Source organism: Pseudomonas parakoreensis, assembly GCF_021602155.1.
Classification (GTDB): domain Bacteria; phylum Pseudomonadota; class Gammaproteobacteria; order Pseudomonadales; family Pseudomonadaceae; genus Aquipseudomonas; species Aquipseudomonas parakoreensis.
This window is the reverse complement of the sequence record NZ_BQHY01000021.1, coordinates 37,850-51,982: the sequence shown is the minus strand read 5'-3', so window position 1 is coordinate 51,982 and position 14,133 is coordinate 37,850. Positions and strand designations below refer to the sequence as shown.

Genomic DNA, 14,133 nt, shown 5'->3' with positions numbered 1-14,133 from the left:
CGAGAATACCTTTTATGAGCTTTCCCCTAGGCTACATCACGGGAATACTCATTTGCAACCATAGGGGAAATCCCTTGAAGATATGGAAATGAACTACAGCGAAAGAATCAGAGCAGCAAGAAAGCACGCCGGGCTAACTCAGTCAGAGCTCGCGCGCCTAGTAGGTATTGATCAGACTTCGATTTCTAATCTTGAAAGAGGGAAGTCCCAAGGCTCATCCCATACAGCCAGCATTGCGCGTGTCTGCGGTGTGAGTGCTATCTGGCTTGAAGCGGGCCTTGGTGAAATGAATGCCGACTTTGCAATCATCGACCGGCCTACACCCAGCAACGCTCAGGCTGTGGGACCATTCAATATCTGGGATCATGAGACACCTTTGCACGAATCGGAGATCTACCTTCCCTTCCTGCGAGAGGTTCCAGAGGACACCAGTAAGCACCATTTCAAAATCGTGATGGTGACGGATCATAAGCTTCGCTTTGATCGTCAGATTCTTCAGCGTCAAGGAATTCACACAGAAGATGCCGTATGTGTTGCCGTGCTTGGAAATAGCATGGAGCCAGTTATGCCTGACGGGAGCACTGTGGCCATCAACATGGCGAGTACGGATGTGATCGATGGGAAAATTTACGCCATTGACCATGATGGTCACTTGCGAGTGAAGATTTTGTATCGGCTGCGGCAAGGCGGAATGCGTCTACGTAGTTACAACCAGGCTGAACACCCAGACGAGGAATACACCTTCGAGGAGCTGATCGAAAACAAGCTTGTTATCCTGGGGAAGGCGTTCTGGTACTCAGTGATTCTGTAGGAATTTTCATAAATTAAACCGGCTTTTGCCGGTTTTTTTTTGCGTTGCGCATTTTAACTCATAAAAATATGAGTCAACCCCTTGACTGAAAATATGGGATAGATCATATTCATTCCATCGCAACCCGCATGGAGCTACCAGCATGAACGCAGCAACCACGATCACCTTCGGTAACTGGACTGGCCACCTCGGCATGGGTCTGGCCTTGCGTGAGCTGCAGTGCGTGCTGGGCATTGCCTCGGGCCAGACTTCGAAAGAGCTGGCGCGTGATCTAGGCGTTCAACCTGAATCAATCAAGAAGCGTGTGCTCGCCGCCAGCACAAAGCTCGGCGTCACCCGTCGCGCTCAATTGGTTGCCGAGGCGATGCGCAAAGGCGTGATCAGCCCTATGGCTGCGACGCTTGCGCTGGTTCTGGCTATTCACGGAATGATTGGTGATGACCAGATGCTTCGAGTTCGTCGAGGCAGCGGTGAGCGCCGCGTAGAAACGCGCGTAGCCGTCCGGCGCATCGAGGTCGCTTACACCGCTTAACCCAACCTGATTTTTCGCGAAAGCCAATAATGCGGCGGGCTACCGGCTTGCCTGGAGAAAGTGAAGCCATGAAAAAAAGCGTGATATTCACCCCTACCCTTCTGGCGATCTTGTCGCTGCTGATGGCCCTCCAGGCCAACGCCGGTGAGCAGGTCATCAGCGTTCAGCATGATTCCAGCCGCAAGGTTACTTGCTGGATCACCCCGCAAGGCGGCATCAGTTGCCTGCCGGACCGTCAACTCGGTTCGCTCCCACAGCAGGCCACCCCATCAAGCGATGCAGGCCGGGCCTCTCAAGCCAGTTCAGCCCAAGAAAAGGAGTCATTGGTGTCGATCCCGCTCCCACAGGACGAGAGGTTCCGGTTATGAGCAATATGACGAACGGATCGATTATCACCCAGGCGGCTAGTCTTGGCGCCCGCCTCGTTCGCTTCGGCCAGGCGCTTCAAGAGCCCAGCACCACCGTCAGCGAGTTGTCGAAGCTGGCAGGCGCCTGCGGGATCTCGCTCAAACTGCGGACGGTGAGTGAGTCGGGAGGCGATCGCGATGAGTAAGCCAAATGCCGCGCAAAAGCTCGCCGCTGATCTGGCAGCGCTGGCCAAAGCCGCAACGCCGGGGCCGTGGGCCACTGATGGCGACCACGTGAACGAGCACGGTTACGTCCTCTACTCCTACGTCGCGAGCGGCCGACGCTCAGGCGGGCGTATTGCTGGCGCCTTCGCCAACTGCCTGGTCAAGACCGATGAGCAGTGCCGGGCAAACGCCGCGTTCATTGCTGGAGCGAACCCCAAAGCGGTGCTGATGCTGACAAATGAAATCGAACGACTGCAAAACAAGGTCAACACGCTCATCGCGGCCGAACCTGCTGCCGGGGGTCCTCAATGATCAAGCGCCAAGCAATCTCGCCCGCCGCCATGCCCGCCATCGGCCAGCCGTTCGCCGGCGGCTTCTACGCTGGGCGACTGTTCTTCGGCGGCGCCGAGCACGCGCTCATCGACGCTGGCCGCGAGTTCGAGCAACCCGCGCAGTGGTGGGACCGGGCAGGCCCACGCCTGAATGTGCGCGGCAGCAAGTCCTATCACGACGGTCTGGCCAACACCCGGGCGATGGCCGAAGCCGGAAGCGCGATCGCGCAGAAGGTGCTGGCTATTTCGATCCGTGGTCACCGGGGTTGGCACATTCCCGCCATCGAGGAGTTGCAGGTGATGCGCGCCAACCTGCTGCAGCTGGAACCATGGGGCAAGCACTGGCCGGCCGATGGTGCTGGCGGGCCTGCCCAGGCCTTCGCATTGCGCGAATACTGGTCCAGCACGCAGAAGTCATCCGCCGGCAGCGCCTGGTGCCTTCACATGCTGCCCTGGTGCACACCGGACACGAACTGGACGAGCAAGGAAAAGGCAGTTCGCCCGGTGCGCACACTTCCGATCAAGGCCGGTGCATTCGTTCATGCGCCGTCGAGCGACTCGCCGTTGATCGACACGGATCTGCGAGGCCTGGCCAACCAGGCGGCCGTGGCCAGCGTGATCGAGCGGTTCGTGAACGAAGACGCCGGCAGGTTCTACGGGCGCACCGATGCGCTGGTGGCCGAGCTGGCAGCAATTGCAGGAGGCCGCACATGAGCGGATTGCAGAGTTTTGGAATCAACACCGCTGGCCGGGACTTCGCCGTCGGCGACGTGCACGGACACTTCACTCGCCTACAGAACGCGCTGGACGCGGCCGGGTTCGATCCTAGCGCTGATCGTCTGTTCAGCGTTGGCGATCTGATCGACCGCGGGCCAGAGTCTGCCGAGGTCGACACCTGGCTCGCCAAACCATGGTTTCACGCCGTGCGCGGCAACCATGAGCAGATGGTGGTGGACGCCTACCGGGCAGATCCGGAGGGACGAATGAGAGACATGCACATGATCAACGGCGGCGCGTGGTTGTACGGCCGCTCATTCGTTGAGCGTGGCTGCTATGCGGAACTGCTGGCGGATCTTCCGCTGGTTATTGAGGTGGAAACGCCGGAAGGCCTGGTAAGCATCGTGCATGCGGACGTCCCCTTCCCTGACTGGATCACGCTGCGTAACCAGCTTGAGCGAGGGCTTCACGGGCGCCAGCAGGTTGAGGCGATGTGCCAATGGTCACGCCAGCGCATCACCAGCGAGAACCACGACGGAATCACAAACGTGCGCGCGGTCGTTGTCGGCCACACGCCAGTTCGGCGCCCGGCGATCCTCGGCAACGTGTACTACATCGACACCGGCGGCTGGATGGATGGGCACTTCACGCTGCTGAACCTGCACACGCTCGAAACCATTCCGCCGACTGATCCAAAGCTGAGCTGGGACTGGGAGGACGGTCGTGGCTAAGACGATCCTACGAGTGCGCGAAGGCGCGATCGCCTACTACCTGAACGAGTCATCGGTAGGCGCCAAGAACAGCGGCCGTCGATTCATCCTGAGCCGCACCAGCGACCACGGGAAAACGAAAGACGGCTGGGTCAAGGTCAACTCGACAGAGCACCAGGTGCTGGTCGACGCGGTGGGCGACGTCGAGCGGTTCGCCGCCTGCGCCAGCCTGTTCGCAAGCAAGCCACATCGTCAGCACGTCGATCGGCACCACATCCGTGGACTGGCCGGCAAGTGGGAAGGCGTGGCATTTCCAGCTCGCGTGACGCATGGGCGTGACGCGACACAAAACTCAAATCAAGAAATCGTGTCGCGACACGAAGGGGGCGGTTATGTTTCTGACGCCTGAAGAGGTTGCAGATCTGACCGGCTACAAGCGGCCGGCAGCGCAAATGCGGTGGCTTACAGCCGAAAGATATGGCTTTGCAGTCGGTGGGGATGGGCACCCGAAAGTCCTACGCCAAGTTGTCATTGGCAGGATGGGTGGAGTTCAATCAAGGAAGGAGCCGGAACTTCGGCTGGGGTGAGGTGATTACAGATGCGTCCTCGCAAGAAAGACCGGCACCTGCCGGCGTGCATGTACGAGAAACATGGCGCCTATTACCTGGTGCGCAAAGGCAAATGGAAGCGCTTGGGCTCGGACTTTCAAGCCTCGCTCGCTGAGTACGCCAAGCTGCTCGACAAGGGCAGCCAGGGCGGAATGCCTAAGCTGATTGATGACGCCCTCGAGCACATGCGCAACCGGGTGAAGCCCAAACTCAAGCCAAACACTATTACGCAGTACGAGGCCGCTTGCGGACAGCTCAAGGAGACGTTCGCCGACTTCGAGCCGAGGGAAGTGATGCAGCGGCACGTTGTCGCCCTGAAAATGCACGGGGCGAGCACGCCAAATATGTCGAACCGAGTAATCTCGGTTCTGCGCGCGGTATTCAATTACGCCCTGGAAAAACAGCTGGTGGATTCAAATCCGTGCATCGGTGTTAAACGTCATCCCGAACACAAACGAGACCGTTACATCACTCACGCCGAATTCGAAGCGATCTGCGCTAATTCAAGCGAAAACATGCGTGTGATTTATGAAATGTGCTATCTGACCGGGCAGCGCATCGGTGACGTTCTTGCCATTCGACTTGCCGATATAACAGCTGACGGAATAGCGTTCAAACAAGAAAAGACCAGCGCCAAACTTATAGTTCAAATGACTCCAGATCTTGAAGCGCTGATTGCACGAACTAAGGCGCTTCCTCGCAAGATACGTGGCCTCACACTTTTCTGCTCTCCGCGCGGCGGAAAGCCTGTTCATTACAGCTCGGTCAAAGATGCATTTGCGATCAGCTGCAAGAAGGCTGGCGTCGAGGATGCTTCACTTCATGACCTTCGTGCGAAGTCCCTTACAGACACCGATGATCAGGGGAACGATGCGCAGAAGCTGGGCGGACATACAGACGCCAAGATGACGCAACGTTATCTGCGTCTTCGCAAAATCAACGTGGGACTGCCGCCGACAATGCCGAAAAAATCCCTGTAGTATTAGACAGATGTGAGTTGTCAAATAGACAGGTAGAGCTGAACCCCGCGTATGACAGACCTTTCAAGCCACACCCCAATGATGCAGCAATACTGGCGCCTGAAGAATCAGCACCCGGATCAGCTGATGTTCTATCGCATGGGCGACTTCTACGAGATCTTCTATGAAGACGCGAAGAAGGCTGCCAAGTTGCTCGACATCACCCTGACCGCGCGCGGTCAGTCGGCGGGCCAGGCGATTCCGATGTGCGGGATTCCCTACCACGCGGCGGAAGGTTACCTGGCGAAACTGGTCAAGCTCGGCGAGTCGGTGGTGATCTGCGAGCAGGTCGGCGACCCCGCCACCAGCAAGGGCCCGGTGGAACGTCAGGTTGTGCGGATCATCACCCCGGGTACGGTCAGCGATGAAGCGCTGCTTGATGAGCGTCGCGACAACCTGATTGCGGCGGTGCTGGGCGACGAGCGCCTGTTCGGTCTGGCCGTCCTGGACATCACCAGCGGCAACTTCACCGTGCTGGAGATCAAGGGCTGGGAAAATCTGCTGGCGGAACTGGAACGGGTCAACCCGGTGGAACTGCTGATCCCGGACGACTGGCCAAAAGACCTGCCGGCGGAAAAACGCCGTGGCGTGCGTCGTCGCGCGCCGTGGGATTTCGAGCGCGATTCGGCGTTGAAAAGTCTCTGCCAGCAGTTTTCCACGCAAGACCTGAAAGGCTTCGGTTGCGAAGCCCTGACCCTGGCCATCGGCGCCGCCGGTTGCCTGCTGGCGTATGCCAAGGAAACCCAGCGCACCGCCCTGCCCCATCTGCGCAGCCTGCGTCATGAGCGTCTGGACGACACCGTGGTGCTCGACGGCGCGAGCCGCCGCAACCTGGAACTCGATACCAACCTGGCGGGCGGGCGCGACAACACGTTGCAATCGGTGGTCGATCGTTGCCAGACCGCGATGGGCAGCCGCCTGCTGACTCGTTGGCTGAACCGTCCACTGCGCGATTTGACCGTGCTGCTGGCGCGGCAGACCTCGATCACTTGTCTGCTCGATGGCTATCGTTTCGAAAAGCTGCAGCCGCAGCTCAAGGAAATCGGCGACATCGAGCGGATTCTGGCGCGGATCGGCCTGCGCAACGCGCGCCCCCGTGACCTCGCTCGTCTGCGCGATGCCCTCGGTGCCCTGCCGCAACTGCAAGTGGCGATGACCGACCTGGAAGCGCCGCACCTGCAGCGCCTGGCAGCCACCACCAGCACCTACCCGGAACTGGCGGCGCTGCTGGAAAAAGCCATCATCGACAACCCGCCCGCGGTAATCCGCGACGGCGGCGTATTGAAAACCGGTTACGACAGCGAACTCGACGAGCTGCAATCGTTGAGCGAGAACGCCGGCCAATTCCTGATCGACCTCGAAGCCCGGGAAAAGGCCCGCACCGGCCTGGCCAACCTGAAAGTCGGCTACAACCGCATTCACGGCTACTTCATCGAATTGCCGAGCAAGCAGGCGGAATCGGCTCCGGCAGACTACATCCGTCGCCAGACACTCAAGGGCGCCGAGCGTTTCATCACGCCGGAGCTGAAAGCATTCGAAGACAAGGCGCTGTCGGCCAAGAGCCGTGCCTTGGCCCGCGAGAAAATGCTCTACGAGGCGCTGCTGGAAGATCTGATCAGCCAGTTGCCGCCGTTGCAGGACACCGCTGCTGCACTGGCCGAGCTGGACGTGCTGAGCAACCTTGCCGAGCGTGCGCTGAACCTTGACCTGAACTGCCCGCGTTTCGTCAGCGAGCCGTGCATGCGTATCACCCAGGGGCGTCACCCGGTGGTTGAGCAGGTGCTGACCACGCCGTTTGTGGCCAACGACCTGAGCCTGGATGACAACACCCGGATGTTGGTGATCACCGGGCCGAACATGGGCGGTAAATCCACCTACATGCGCCAAACCGCATTGATCGTGCTGCTGGCGCATATCGGCAGCTTCGTCCCGGCGGCCAGTTGCGAGTTGTCGCTGGTGGACCGGATCTTCACCCGGATCGGCTCCAGCGACGACCTGGCCGGCGGCCGCTCGACCTTCATGGTCGAGATGAGCGAAACCGCCAACATTCTGCACAACGCCACCGAACGCAGTCTGGTGCTGATGGACGAGGTCGGTCGCGGTACCAGCACCTTCGACGGTCTGTCGCTGGCATGGGCCGCTGCCGAGCGCCTGGCACATCTGCGCGCCTATACTTTATTTGCCACACACTATTTCGAACTGACCGTGTTGCCGGAAGCCGAGCCGCTGGTGGCCAACGTGCACCTCAACGCGACCGAGCACAACGAGCGCATCGTGTTCCTGCACCACGTCTTGCCGGGACCTGCCAGCCAAAGCTACGGCCTGGCCGTGGCGCAACTGGCCGGTGTACCGAGCGAAGTGATCGCGCGCGCCCGTGAGCATCTGAGCCGGCTGGAAGACACCGCATTGCCGCACGAAGCGCCCAAGCCTGCCATCAAAGGCAAACCGGCGACCCCGCAGCAAAGCGACATGTTTGCCAGCCTGCCGCATCCGGTGCTGGACGAATTGGCGAAAGTGGATCTCGATGACCTTACCCCGCGTCGAGCACTCGAATTGTTATATGCACTTAAGAACCGGATCTAAGCAGCAAAGAACCGGATATAACGCAAACGGCTTCAAGCTGTTAGAATCTCGCGCGGTTCGGGATGCTGCCGGTTAATAGCCTGGCTGGCAGACATCGCTCCCGAACCTGGCGACCCCAACCGTGAAGGGGCTACGCTGCCGCCGCCTGAGGAGAAAATTAGAAATGACCTTCGTCGTCACCGACAACTGCATCAAGTGCAAGTACACCGACTGCGTAGAAGTCTGTCCGGTGGACTGCTTTTACGAAGGCCCGAACTTCCTGGTGATTCACCCGGACGAGTGCATCGACTGCGCCCTGTGCGAACCGGAATGCCCGGCCGTCGCGATTTTCTCCGAGGACGAAGTTCCGGAGGATATGCAGGAGTTCATTCAACTGAACGTTGAATTGGCTGAAATCTGGCCGAACATCACCGAGAAGAAAGAATCGCTGCCGGATGCCGAAGAGTGGGATGGCGTCAAAGGCAAGATCAAAGACCTCGAACGCTGATCTGTCGCGCGTTACGAAAAGGCCCCTTGCGGGCCTTTTTGCTTTTGCGGGTTTTGCTTTTCTACAGGCAAAAAAAGGGGCGGTTTGACCCGCCCACATTTTTCCCTATTCCCTGTATTCCTATTCATCGTCCTGATGAATCGCGTCCTGCGATGTCCGTTCCCCTCGTCCTTGAAGGGCGTGTCTGTCCGTCGACACAGTGCTGATATTAGAGAGTTCCCTGCCGAGAGCAATCAGCCTTCCAGGCTGGAAAGGACTGAAATAAGTCCTTCACATTAAAAAATAAGCATATGAATCAGTAGGTTATGTTTATTGTCGGGAAGCAATCGACGTCTGCCGTCCTGCAAAAATAGGGAACGCTTACGAAAGAGTAAGCCAAGGCTTACGCCGCGAGACTACAAATCCCAGCCCTCTCCTCTGTATCTGTAGGAACTGCCGAAGGCTGCGATCTTTTGATTTTGATCTTTAAAGCAAGATCAAAAGATCGCAGCCTTCGGCAGTTCCTACAGGGAGAGATTTCAGGCAATAAAAAAGCCCCGAACCATTCGGGGCTTTTATGGACGGTTCTCAGAGGCGCTTACTGAAACAGCGACTCGCTCGACAGGCCATTCTTCTCAAGGATTTCACGAAGGCGCTTGAGGCCCTCTACCTGGATCTGCCGCACCCGTTCCCGGGTCAGGCCGATTTCCAGGCCTACATCCTCCAGCGTGCTGCTCTCATGGCCGCGCAGGCCAAAGCGGCGAACGACCACCTCGCGCTGCTTGTCGGTCAGTTCCGAAAGCCATTGATCGATGCTCTGCGACAGGTCGTCATCCTGCAGCAGTTCGCATGGATCGGTCGGACGGTCATCCGTCAGGGTGTCCAGCAGGGTTTTATCCGAATCCGGACCCAGCGAGACGTCAACCGAAGAAACCCGCTCGTTCAGGCCGAGCATGCGCTTGACCTCGCCCACCGGTTTTTCCAGCAGGTTGGCGATTTCTTCGGGTGAAGGTTCGTGATCGAGCTTTTGCGTCAGCTCGCGTGCCGCCCGCAGGTACACGTTGAGCTCCTTGACCACATGGATCGGCAGCCGGATGGTCCGGGTCTGATTCATGATCGCACGCTCGATGGTCTGACGAATCCACCAAGTGGCGTAGGTCGAGAAGCGGAAGCCGCGCTCGGGATCGAACTTTTCCACCGCGCGGATCAAGCCGAGGTTGCCCTCTTCGATCAGATCCAGCAGCGACAGCCCCCGATTGACATAACGCCGGGCGATCTTCACGACCAGCCGCAGGTTACTTTCAATCATGCGCTTGCGCCCGGCAGGGTCGCCACTTTGCGACAGACGCGCAAAATGAACTTCTTCCTCCGGGGAGAGCAGTGGTGAAAAGCCGATTTCGTTGAGATACAGCTGCGTGGCATCGAGTGCCCGAGTGTAGTCGATGTACTTGTGCTGTTTAAGTGAAGCGGAGTGTTTGGATTTGGAACGAACGGAAGGTGGAGCAGCCCCTTCATCATTCGACATCGAAGAATCCGAATCGATGCCGGCCTCCATAAGGAGAACCTCATCGTCGATGTCAAACTCCGGCACTTCTTTACTGAGAGCCATTGTTATAGTCCTTTGGTGAGTTCGACCCCAAGCTCAAGCGACGCCTTTATCCTTGGCAGCGCTGGAGCCTGTCCCCTCTACGCGACGGAACAGGCTGGCCTCAAATCAACGTCTGGGCAGGAACTGCAGCGGATCTACAGGTTTACCTTGTCGGCGAATCTCAAAATGCAGTTTCACCCGGTCTGTACCCGTTGACCCCATTTCGGCAATTGTCTGTCCGACCTTGACCTGCTGCCCCTCCCGTACCAACAGCCTGCGGTTATGTCCGTAGGCACTGACGTAGGTTTCGCTGTGTTTGATGATGACTAATTCGCCGTAGCCCCTTAAGCCACTCCCGGCGTAAACCACCGTCCCATCAGACGCAGCTAAAACAGGCTGTCCCAAATCTCCGGCGATATCAATTCCTTTATTCAAACTACCGTTTGAAGAGAATTTTCCAATCAGAATGCCATTAGATGGCCATCCCCAGCCGGTCGGGGCTGGCCCCGGTGGAGGCAGCGGAGCCGGGGCCGGTTTGCTCGCGACGGACGGTGCAGCCCCCGCAGAACCGGCGCCGGAACCGGTCACGGTAGTGGTCGTCGTGCCATTCGCCTGACGCCGGATTACCGTGGTTTTACTCGACGAAGACGGCGAAGAGCTGCTGTTGCTGACCACCGCCGTCGGCGTTGAGCCGGTGCGGCCGTCAAAGCGAATTGTCTGACCCGGGTGGATCGTATACGGCGTAGGAATATTGTTCCGGGCCGCGAGGGCTTTGTAGTCCCAGCCGTAGCGAAAAGCGATGGAAAACAGCGTATCACCCGGACGGACTACATACTGCCCGGTCGTTACCACGGGACGTTGAGCCGCCGCACTGTTGCGATCGACCACCCGCACGTTGCTCGATTTGGTGCTGGAGCAACCGACCAGCAAGGTGCTCAATACAAGGCCAGTCACCAGGCGCTGAAAGCTCGTGTTACCCATACGCTGCGCAATGACTGTGAGACTCACCCGCCGCTCCCTTTGTGGTGGCTTAAATATGTGGAATGCCGAATCGCGGCAAGTAGTGTCGCAAGTATAACGGGCCGAATGGGCTTTACCGTTAAAGATGCGAAAACGCTTCACGCACACGTTTGCCTTTGGGCAATTCGTAGCGTTTAAACCTTCGCTGCCGGTGTAAGACACAGGCCAACGCAAGGAATTCAGCGCGCGCAAATAAATGCTCAGGCCAGTGGGCCATTGAGCAATGGCACGAAGCGCACCGCCCCCAGCACGTGACGGGAAAAACCGTGTTCTTCACGCACGATCAGCATCAGTTGCTGCACTTCTCCGGAGCCGACCGGAATCACCATCCGCCCGCCCGGTGCCAGCTGATCGAGCAACGCCTGCGGCACGTCGGTCGCAACGGCGGTGACGATGATGCCGTTGTACGGCGCCAACGCCGGCCAGCCTTCCCAGCCATCGCCCCAGCGGAACACCACGTTGCGCAAGTTCAGCTCGACCAGACGTTCCTTGGCCCGGTCCTGCAGGACCTTGATGCGCTCGACCGAGAACACCCGCTCAACCAGTTGCGACAGCACCGCCGTCTGATAGCCCGAACCGGTACCGATTTCCAGCACCTTGTCCAAAGGCCCGGCCTCCAGCAGCAGCTCGCTCATGCGCGCCACCATATAAGGCTGGGAGATGGTCTGGTTATGGCCAATCGGCAGCGCGGTATCTTCATAGGCACGGTGCGCCAGCGCTTCATCGACAAACAGATGACGCGGCGTACGGCGGATCACTTCCAGCACCTTGGCGTTGGACAGGCCTTCTTCATAGAGGCGCTGGATCAGACGTTCGCGCGTACGCTGCGACGTCATGCCGATGCCGCTGCGCATTCTGTCTTCGTGTTCACGAGCCATTAGCGCAGTCCCTCCAGCCAGCCGTCGAGATGCCTGAAGGCATCATTGAAGGTGCGATCGAGCCGCAACGGGGTGATGGAAACGTAGCCCTGCATCACCGCATGAAAGTCGGTACCTGGCCCGCCGTCTTCGGCATCGCCGGCAGCGGCAATCCAGTAACCGGCCTTGCCACGCGGGTCGACCACTTTCATGGGGGCTGCGGCGCGGGCGCGATGGCCCAGACGGGTCAGTTGAATGCCACGAATATGGTCGATCGGCAGATTGGGAATGTTCACGTTCAGCACCGTGCGCGGTGGAAGGTCCAGCCCGGCATGGGCCTCGACCAGTTTGCGCGCGAAATGTGCGGCTGTCGCCAGGTTGTCCACCTGGCGCGAACACAGCGAAAACGCAAACGAAGGGCGCTCGAGAAAGCGCCCTTCGAGGGCGGCGGCCACCGTGCCGGAATAGAGCACGTCATCGCCCAGATTGGCACCGAGATTGATCCCGGAAACCACCATGTCCGGTTCACGCTCCAGCAGGCCGTTGAGGCCCAGATGCACGCAGTCGGTCGGTGTTCCGTTGAGGCTGATGAAACCATTGGCCAGGTATTGCGGGTGCAGCGGACGGTCGAGCGTCAGCGAACTGCTGGCGCCGCTTTTGTCCTGCTCCGGGGCGATAACCACGCATTCGGTGTAATCCGCCAGCGCAGCATAAAGCGCGGCGAGACCGGGTGCGGTTACCCCATCGTCGTTAGAAATCAGAATACGCATGGGCTGTCCGTCTGCCCCACCGGCACCAGATCAACGAGTTCGCGCACCAATACGGTGGCGAAGCATCCGGCCGGGAGGACGAATTCCAGTTGCAGAATGTCAGGCTGGGGATAATGCCACGACAACCCGCCAATGGGCAGCCGCAGGATGCGACGTTCGTGGCTCATTCCGGCATTGATCAGCCAATCGCGCAGATCCGCCTCGCGAGCAGCAATCCCCTGCTCCAGATCATGGACAGCGCCGGTGGCCGGTGAGTCACCTTCGCCCCACTGCGGGCCGGTCGGGTGCAGGTCGAGAATCGCCAGGCGCGGATCGCTGCATTCGGCCTCACCGGCCGGGAAAAAACTGCGGCTGTCGGTGAACGCCAGCAGATCGCCGACTTGCGCCTGCTGCCAGGTGCCATCGGCCACCCGCGCCGCCAGCACTTGATTGAACAGAAAACTGCGCGCCGTCGACAGCAGACGCGAACGCACATTGCGTTGCTCCGGCAACGCCTTGCGCGCCGCCCACGCACGCGCATCGACGACGTTGCCGCCATCATGGCCGAAACGCTGGGCACCGAAATAATTGGGAATGCCTTGCCTGGCGATCAGTTGCAGACGCTGCTCGATTGCGTCCTTGTCGCCGGCGAACTGGGTCAGGCGCAAGGTGAAGCCGTTGGCCGAATGCGCGCCGCGTTGCAGCTTGCGTTTGTGGCGCGTGGTCTTGAGGATCTTCAGCGTGTCGTTTTCCGCCGCCGACAGATCCGGATCAGCCTTGCCCGGCAGTTGCACGCTGAACCACTGACGGGTCAGCGCCTGACGATCCTTGAGCCCGGCATAACTGACGGTGCGCAACGGCACCCCGGCGGCCTTGGCAATCCGCCGCGCTGCCTCTTCGGTGTTCAAACCGCGTTTTTCCACCCAGATCCACAGGTGTTCGCCATCACCGCTGAACGGGATGTCGAGCACCTCATCGACCTGAAAATCTTCGGCGATGGCTTTCAGAACCGCAGTGCCGAGGGGTTCGCCATAGGCGCGCGGGCCGAGCAGTTGCAGTTCGTTCATGCGCGCAGCAACAAGGCAACGGAATGCACGGCGATGCCTTCTTCGCGACCGACAAAGCCGAGCTTTTCAGTGGTGGTAGCTTTCACGTTCACTTGATCCAGTTCAACTTGAAGATCGGCGGCGATCAACGCACGCATCGCTTCGATATGCGGGGCCATTTTCGGTGCCTGGGCGACGATGGTGTTGTCGACGTTGCCGACTTTCCAGCCCTTGGCGTGGATCAGCGCGACCACATGACGCAGCAGCACGCGGCTGTCGGCGCCCTTGAATTGCGGGTCGGTGTCCGGAAAGTGTTTGCCGATATCACCCAGCGCGGCCGCGCCGAGCAAGGCATCGCTCAAGGCGTGCAGCAGGACGTCACCGTCGGAGTGAGCGAGCAGCCCGAAGCCGTGTGCAATGCGCACGCCGCCCAGAGTAATGAAATCGCCTTCAGCGAAACGGTGCACATCGTAGCCGTGGCCAATACGCATAAAAAAAACGCCCCGATTTTTGTCAGGGCGTG

18 protein-coding genes are annotated in these 14,133 nt (G+C 59.3%); 12 read left to right on the top strand and 6 right to left on the bottom strand.

Annotated features, from left to right (window positions below; all coding sequences use genetic code 11):
* The first annotated feature begins 88 nt into the window (after positions 1-88).
* The 12 genes from L6D63_RS24780 to fdxA all read left to right on the top strand — a co-directional run bounded on the left by L6D63_RS24780 (position 89) and on the right by fdxA (position 8,371).
* Positions 89-811, top strand: a complete 723-nt coding sequence (locus L6D63_RS24780) for an XRE family transcriptional regulator (RefSeq protein ID WP_236170415.1) — start codon at positions 89-91, stop codon at positions 809-811.
* 142 nt (positions 812-953) lie between these two features.
* Positions 954-1,343 (top strand): LuxR C-terminal-related transcriptional regulator, encoded by a 390-nt coding sequence (locus L6D63_RS24775; RefSeq protein WP_236170414.1) that lies wholly within the window; start codon positions 954-956, stop codon positions 1,341-1,343.
* Between the two features lie 68 nt (positions 1,344-1,411).
* A complete protein-coding gene (locus L6D63_RS24770; protein WP_236170413.1) occupies positions 1,412-1,711 on the top strand; it encodes a hypothetical protein in 300 nt (99 codons plus the stop codon).
* Positions 1,708-1,896: a hypothetical protein gene (locus L6D63_RS24765; protein WP_236170412.1), complete on the top strand. Its 189-nt coding sequence runs from the start codon at positions 1,708-1,710 to the stop codon at positions 1,894-1,896. Before L6D63_RS24770 ends, L6D63_RS24765 begins: the two co-directional genes overlap by 4 nt.
* On the top strand, positions 1,889-2,227 hold the full coding sequence (locus L6D63_RS24760) for an ead/Ea22-like family protein (protein WP_236170411.1): 339 nt from the start codon (positions 1,889-1,891) through the stop codon (positions 2,225-2,227). Before L6D63_RS24765 ends, L6D63_RS24760 begins: the two co-directional genes overlap by 8 nt.
* Positions 2,224-2,961: an Lcl C-terminal domain-containing protein gene (locus tag L6D63_RS24755; protein WP_236170410.1), complete on the top strand. Its 738-nt coding sequence runs from the start codon at positions 2,224-2,226 to the stop codon at positions 2,959-2,961. Before L6D63_RS24760 ends, L6D63_RS24755 begins: the two co-directional genes overlap by 4 nt.
* Complete coding sequence (locus L6D63_RS24750) at positions 2,958-3,695, top strand: metallophosphoesterase (protein WP_236170409.1); 738 nt, start codon at positions 2,958-2,960, stop codon at positions 3,693-3,695. The genes L6D63_RS24755 and L6D63_RS24750 overlap by 4 nt, the downstream gene beginning before the upstream one ends.
* A complete protein-coding gene (locus L6D63_RS24745) occupies positions 3,688-4,083 on the top strand; it encodes a hypothetical protein (RefSeq protein ID WP_236170408.1) in 396 nt (131 codons plus the stop codon). Before L6D63_RS24750 ends, L6D63_RS24745 begins: the two co-directional genes overlap by 8 nt.
* Positions 4,067-4,261 (top strand): DUF4224 domain-containing protein, encoded by a 195-nt coding sequence (locus tag L6D63_RS24740; protein ID WP_236170407.1) that lies wholly within the window; start codon positions 4,067-4,069, stop codon positions 4,259-4,261. Before L6D63_RS24745 ends, L6D63_RS24740 begins: the two co-directional genes overlap by 17 nt.
* 11 nt (positions 4,262-4,272) lie before the next feature.
* Positions 4,273-5,262 carry a tyrosine-type recombinase/integrase gene (locus L6D63_RS24735; RefSeq protein WP_236170406.1) on the top strand — a complete coding sequence of 330 codons (990 nt, stop codon included), beginning with the start codon at positions 4,273-4,275 and terminating at the stop codon, positions 5,260-5,262.
* 51 nt (positions 5,263-5,313) lie between these two features.
* Entirely contained in the window at positions 5,314-7,884 is a 2,571-nt protein-coding gene (gene mutS / locus L6D63_RS24730; protein WP_236170405.1) for a DNA mismatch repair protein MutS, read from the top strand.
* A 163-nt stretch (positions 7,885-8,047) separates the two neighbouring features.
* Positions 8,048-8,371 carry a ferredoxin FdxA gene (fdxA, locus tag L6D63_RS24725; protein WP_003222178.1) on the top strand — a complete coding sequence of 108 codons (324 nt, stop codon included), beginning with the start codon at positions 8,048-8,050 and terminating at the stop codon, positions 8,369-8,371.
* A 577-nt stretch (positions 8,372-8,948) separates the two neighbouring features.
* Here fdxA and rpoS read toward each other — a convergent pair.
* The 6 genes from rpoS to ispF all read right to left on the bottom strand — a co-directional run bounded on the left by rpoS (position 8,949) and on the right by ispF (position 14,101).
* Positions 8,949-9,959: an RNA polymerase sigma factor RpoS gene (gene rpoS / locus L6D63_RS24720; protein WP_047291913.1), complete on the bottom strand. Its 1,011-nt coding sequence runs from the start codon at positions 9,957-9,959 to the stop codon at positions 8,949-8,951.
* Positions 9,960-10,064: 105 nt separating this feature from the next.
* On the bottom strand, positions 10,065-10,946 hold the full coding sequence (locus tag L6D63_RS24715; protein WP_131671884.1) for a peptidoglycan DD-metalloendopeptidase family protein: 882 nt from the start codon (positions 10,944-10,946) through the stop codon (positions 10,065-10,067).
* Between the two features lie 212 nt (positions 10,947-11,158).
* The gene (locus tag L6D63_RS24710; RefSeq protein WP_169841266.1) at positions 11,159-11,794 is read right to left on the bottom strand and encodes a protein-L-isoaspartate(D-aspartate) O-methyltransferase; all 636 of its coding nucleotides are present in this window, start codon (positions 11,792-11,794) and stop codon (positions 11,159-11,161) included.
* A gap of 41 nt (positions 11,795-11,835) precedes the next feature.
* Complete coding sequence (gene surE / locus L6D63_RS24705; protein WP_047291906.1) at positions 11,836-12,585, bottom strand: 5'/3'-nucleotidase SurE; 750 nt, start codon at positions 12,583-12,585, stop codon at positions 11,836-11,838.
* Positions 12,573-13,631: a tRNA pseudouridine(13) synthase TruD gene (gene truD / locus L6D63_RS24700; protein WP_047291903.1), complete on the bottom strand. Its 1,059-nt coding sequence runs from the start codon at positions 13,629-13,631 to the stop codon at positions 12,573-12,575. The genes surE and truD overlap by 13 nt, the downstream gene beginning before the upstream one ends.
* On the bottom strand, positions 13,628-14,101 hold the full coding sequence (gene ispF / locus L6D63_RS24695) for a 2-C-methyl-D-erythritol 2,4-cyclodiphosphate synthase (RefSeq protein ID WP_027611044.1): 474 nt from the start codon (positions 14,099-14,101) through the stop codon (positions 13,628-13,630). The genes truD and ispF overlap by 4 nt, the downstream gene beginning before the upstream one ends.
* Positions 14,102-14,133: the final 32 nt, after the last annotated feature.